The organism is Bradyrhizobium sp. Ken01 (assembly GCF_055807355.1).
Genome location: NZ_JBVVPC010000216.1, coordinates 1 through 269 on the forward strand (window position 1 = coordinate 1; position 269 = coordinate 269).

Genomic DNA, 269 nt, shown 5'->3' on the forward strand with positions numbered 1-269 from the left:
TGTTCACGCCATCATCGGCAAACATCGACTCAAGCGTTGCGGAAAGCTTGCGTCGCCAGTTTTTATACTGGTAACTGGTGCCAGGAATATTCACCGGTTCGGCCATATCCAGCCAGTCTTCCGGCTGTAGTCCTAACAGAGCACTGTTACTGTCGGCAATGTAGCGCTGCAAACCACGGTTCAGCGTCGGCGTCATCGACATCAACGATGCCTTATGCCCGGCACGTTTCGGCAGACAACCATATTTATGCAGTGCATCCAGCAGCCCT

The 269-nt window shown here is 53.2% G+C and carries 1 protein-coding gene; it reads right to left on the reverse strand.

The features are described from left to right. Positions 1-269 (reverse strand): 4-alpha-glucanotransferase (locus AC0L3S_RS39400; protein WP_473285356.1); only part of this gene is annotated, 269 nt, incomplete at both ends.